We start from the raw sequence: 3,986 nt of genomic DNA, 5'->3' as shown, positions 1-3,986 counted from the left end.
GGAGGGCCATCCATGGCCAAGATGCTCGAGTTCAACGACAACGCACGCAAGGCGCTGGAGCGCGGCGTGAACCAGCTCGCCGACACCGTCAAGGTGACCCTGGGCCCGAAGGGCCGCAACGTCGTGGTGCAGCGCGCCTACGGCCAGCCGGTCATCACCAACGACGGCGTCACCATCGCCCGTGAGGTGGAGCTGGACGACCCCTACGAGAACCTCGGTGCCCAGCTGGTCAAGGAGGTCGCCTCCAAGACCAACGACGTCGCCGGTGACGGCACCACCACCGCCACCGTGCTGGCCCAGGCCATGGTCCGCGAGGGCCTGCGCAACGTGGCCGCCGGCGCCAGCCCGTCCGGCGTGAAGCGCGGCATGGAGAAGGCCGTCCAGGCCGTCGACGCGCACCTGACCGCCGCCGCCCGCCCGGTGCAGGGCAAGGACGAGATCGCCAAGGTCGCGGCCCTGTCCGCCCAGAACCCCGAGGTCGGCGAGCTGCTCTCCGAGGCCTTCGACAAGGTCGGCAAGGACGGCGTCATCACCGTGGAGGAGTCCTCCACCACCGAGCTGACCCTCGACTACACCGAGGGTATGCAGTTCGACAAGGGCTTCCTCTCGCCCTACTTCGTCACCGATGCCGAGCGCATGGAGGCCGTCCACGAGGACGCCCTGGTGCTGCTGCACGGCGGCAAGATCTCCAACATCGCCGACCTCATGCCGCTGCTGGAGAAGGTCGTCGAGACCGGCAAGCCGCTGGTCATCATCGCCGAGGACGTGGAGGGCGAGGCCCTGTCCACCCTGGTGGTCAACACCGTGCGCGGCAGCCTCAAGGTCGCCGCCGTGAAGGCCCCCGGCTTCGGTGACCGCCGCAAGGCGATGATGCAGGACATCGCCGTGCTCACCGGTGGTGAGGTCATCTCCGAGGAGGTCGGCCTGCAGCTGAGCTCCGCTGGTGTCGAGTCCCTCGGCCAGGCACGCCGCGTGCAGATCACCAAGGACAGCACCACCATCATCGACGGTGGCGGCGACGCCGCCGCGGTGGAGGAGCGCGTCACCCAGATCCGCAAGGAGATCGAGAACACCGACTCCGACTGGGACCGCGAGAAGCTGCAGGAGCGCCTGGCCAAGCTGGCCGGCGGCGTGTGCGTCATCAAGGTCGGCGCCCACACCGAGACCGAGCTCACCGAGAAGCAGCACCGCATCGAGGACGCCGTGGCGGCGACCCGTGCGGCCATGGAGGAGGGCATCGTCGCCGGTGGTGGCACCGCCCTCACCCAGGCCGCGACCTCCCTCGGGGAGCTGCTGTCCTCCACCTCCGGTGACGAGGCCGTGGGCGTGCGCACCGTGCAGGCCGCGCTCAACCAGCCGCTGCGCTGGATCGCCGAGAATGCCGGCCTCGAGGGCCACGTGGCCGCCGCCAAGGTGGCCGAGGCAAAGGCGGGCGAGGGCCTGGACGCCGCCACCGGCGAGTACGTCGACATGGTGGCCGCCGGCATCATCGACCCGGTCAAGGTGACCCGCTCCGCCCTGCGCAACGCGGCCTCCATCGCCGGCCTGGTGCTCACCACCGACACGCTGGTGGTGGACAAGCCCGCCGAGGAGGACGACGAGGACGGCCACGGGCACGGCCACAGCCACTGAGTCCCGCGGGTCGCGCGCCGCGTGACCCGTCGACCGGCCACGGGGCCGGGGTCCACCACGGACCCCGGCCCCGTCGCCGTGCCGGCCGGCGGGAGGGGGAGCCGGGCGCAGCCGATGGGGGAGACTGGCCCCATGAGCCAGGCAGACGCGCTGACCGTGACCATCACCGACGAGCACATCCAGCTGGGTCAGGTGCTCAAGCTGGCCAACGTGGTGGACGACGGCGCCATCGCGCGGGAGGTCATCCAGGCCGGCGACGTGACCCTGGACGGCGAGGTGTGCACGCAGCGGGGGCGCAAGGTGCGGCCCGGCCAGGTGGTGGGCACCCCCGTGGGGGAGATCCGGGTGGAGCGGGGCTGAGCCTCAGGCGCCCTTGAGCTCGGAGCGGTCGAGCAATTCCTCGCGCTCGCCCTCGGTGAGGCCGCCCCACACGCCGTAGGGCTCGCGGGCGGCCAGGGCGTGCTCGCGGCACTTCTCGATGACGGGGCAGCGCCGGCACACGCGCTTGGCGCGCTCGTCGCGGCGTCGGCGGCGCTCGCCCCGCTCACCCTCGGGGTGGAAGAACTCCTCGGGGTCGGTGGTCCGGCAGAGCCCCTCGTGCTGCCAGTCCCACAGGTCGGCGACCGGTCCGGGCTGGCGTGCCGTGCTGTCCAAGAAGGAACCTCGTCTGCGTCGCTGGTCTACGGGCGGTCGTCCGTGGTGGGGGGGGATCCGCCCACGGGGAGGGGTCTACCCCGGGAGCCCCGGCACCATGCAGGCCCGGTGTGTGACATGTACCACAACCGTGGCGCGGATAAACTCGTGCCATGGAGAACCCGGACACCTTCGCGCCCATCGGACTCACCTACGACGACGTCCTGCTGCTCCCCCACGAGAGTGACGTGATCCCCAGCGAGGTGGCCACGTCCACCCGCATCAGCAAGCGCATCGAGGTCGCCGTGCCCCTCCTGTCGGCGGCCATGGACACCGTGACCGAGGCCCGCATGGCCATCGCGATGGCCCGGCAGGGCGGCATCGGCATCCTGCACCGCAACCTCTCCATCGCCGACCAGGCAGCCGCCGTCGACCGCGTGAAGCGCTCCGAGAACGGCATGATCTCCGACCCGGTGACCACCACCGAGGACGCGACCCTCGCCGAGGTCGACGAGCTGTGCGGCCGCTTCCGGGTCTCCGGCCTGCCGGTGGTCGACGAGGGCGGGCGCCTCGTGGGCATCATCACCAACCGCGACCTGCGCTTCGAGACCGACATGGGCCGCCGCGTGGGCGAGGTCATGACCCGCACCCCGCTGGTGACCGCCCCGGTGGGCGTGGACAAGCACGACGCCCTGGCCAGGCTGGCCGAGCACAAGATCGAGAAGCTCCCGCTGGTGGACGAGGCGGGCGTGCTCAAGGGCCTGTTCACCGTCAAGGACTTCACCAAGACCGAGCAGTACCCGCTGGCCACCAAGGACGACGCCGGGCGCCTGCGGGTGGGTGCGGCCGTCGGCTTCTGGGGCGACAGCTGGGAGCGCGCCATGGCCCTCGTGGAGGCCGGCGTGGACCTCCTCGTGGTCGACACCGCCCACGGCCACTCCCGCGGGGTGTGCGACATGGTCGCCCGCCTGAAGGCCGAGCCGTCGGCCGCGCACGTCGACGTGATGGCGGGCAACGTCGCCACCCGCGCCGGCGCGCAGGCCCTCGTCGAGGCCGGCGCGGACGCCGTCAAGGTGGGCGTGGGCCCGGGCTCCATCTGCACCACGCGCGTCGTCTCCGGCGTCGGCGTCCCCCAGATCACCGCGATCCACGAGGCGGCGCGGGCTGCCGGACCGGCCGGTGTCCCGGTCATCGCCGACGGTGGCCTGCAGTACTCCGGCGACATCGCCAAGGCGCTGGTGGCCGGGGCGGACGCGGTGATGGTGGGTTCGCTGCTGGCCGGCTGCGAGGAGTCGCCCGGCGAGATGATGTTCATCAACGGCAAGCAGTTCAAGAGCTATCGCGGCATGGGCTCGCTCGGGGCCATGCAGTCCCGCGGCCGCGGCGTGTCCTACTCCAAGGACCGCTACTTCCAGGGCGACGTGTCCGACGACGACAAGGTGATCGCCGAGGGCATCGAGGGCAAGGTGGCCTACCGCGGTCCGGTGGCCGCCGTGGTCTACCAGCTGGTGGGAGGCCTGCGTCAGTCGATGTTCTACGTGGGTGCGCGCACCATCGCCGAGGTCAAGACCAACGGGCAGTTCGTCCGCATCACCTCGGCGGGCCTCGTGGAGTCCCACCCGCACGACGTGCAGATGGTCATGGAGGCCCCCAACTACACCTCCCGCTGACCCCGCGCCCCCGCGCGATGACGAGGGCCTCGACCGGTGCACCGGTCGAGG

At 71.5% G+C, this 3,986-nt stretch carries 4 protein-coding genes; 3 read left to right on the top strand and 1 reads right to left on the bottom strand.

Features of this window, described 5'->3' with window-relative positions; translation table 11 throughout:
* Nucleotides 1-12: 12 nt before the first annotated feature.
* Nucleotides 13-1,632: a chaperonin GroEL gene (groL, locus tag HMPREF3099_RS02545; protein WP_070703663.1), complete on the top strand. Its 1,620-nt coding sequence runs from the start codon at nt 13-15 to the stop codon at nt 1,630-1,632.
* 132 nt (nt 1,633-1,764) lie between these two features.
* Nucleotides 1,765-1,992 (top strand): RNA-binding S4 domain-containing protein, encoded by a 228-nt coding sequence (locus tag HMPREF3099_RS02540; protein ID WP_070703661.1) that lies wholly within the window; start codon nt 1,765-1,767, stop codon nt 1,990-1,992.
* A gap of 3 nt (nt 1,993-1,995) precedes the next feature.
* Here HMPREF3099_RS02540 and HMPREF3099_RS02535 read toward each other — a convergent pair whose 3' ends face one another.
* Nucleotides 1,996-2,286 carry a WhiB family transcriptional regulator gene (locus HMPREF3099_RS02535; RefSeq protein WP_070703659.1) on the bottom strand — a complete coding sequence of 97 codons (291 nt, stop codon included), beginning with the start codon at nt 2,284-2,286 and terminating at the stop codon, nt 1,996-1,998.
* A gap of 152 nt (nt 2,287-2,438) precedes the next feature.
* On the opposite strand from HMPREF3099_RS02535, the gene guaB reads away from it, so the two are divergent.
* A complete protein-coding gene (gene guaB / locus HMPREF3099_RS02530; RefSeq protein WP_070703657.1) occupies nt 2,439-3,935 on the top strand; it encodes an IMP dehydrogenase in 1,497 nt (498 codons plus the stop codon).
* Nucleotides 3,936-3,986: the final 51 nt, after the last annotated feature.

The organism is Kytococcus sp. HMSC28H12 (assembly GCF_001816045.1).
Taxonomy (GTDB): Bacteria; Actinomycetota; Actinomycetes; order Actinomycetales; family Dermatophilaceae; genus Kytococcus; species Kytococcus schroeteri.
The sequence above is the reverse complement of the archived record's forward strand: the minus strand, read 5'-3'. Positions and strand labels throughout refer to the sequence as shown.

Excerpts from the sequence above, each read along its gene's own strand:
- groL (WP_070703663.1), top strand. The coding sequence starts at position 13 with ATGGCCAAGATGCTCGAGTTCAACGACAACGCACGCAAGGCGCTGGAG.
- HMPREF3099_RS02540 (WP_070703661.1), top strand. The coding sequence starts at position 1,765 with ATGAGCCAGGCAGACGCGCTGACCGTGACCATCACCGACGAGCACATC.
- guaB (WP_070703657.1), top strand. The coding sequence starts at position 2,439 with ATGGAGAACCCGGACACCTTCGCGCCCATCGGACTCACCTACGACGAC.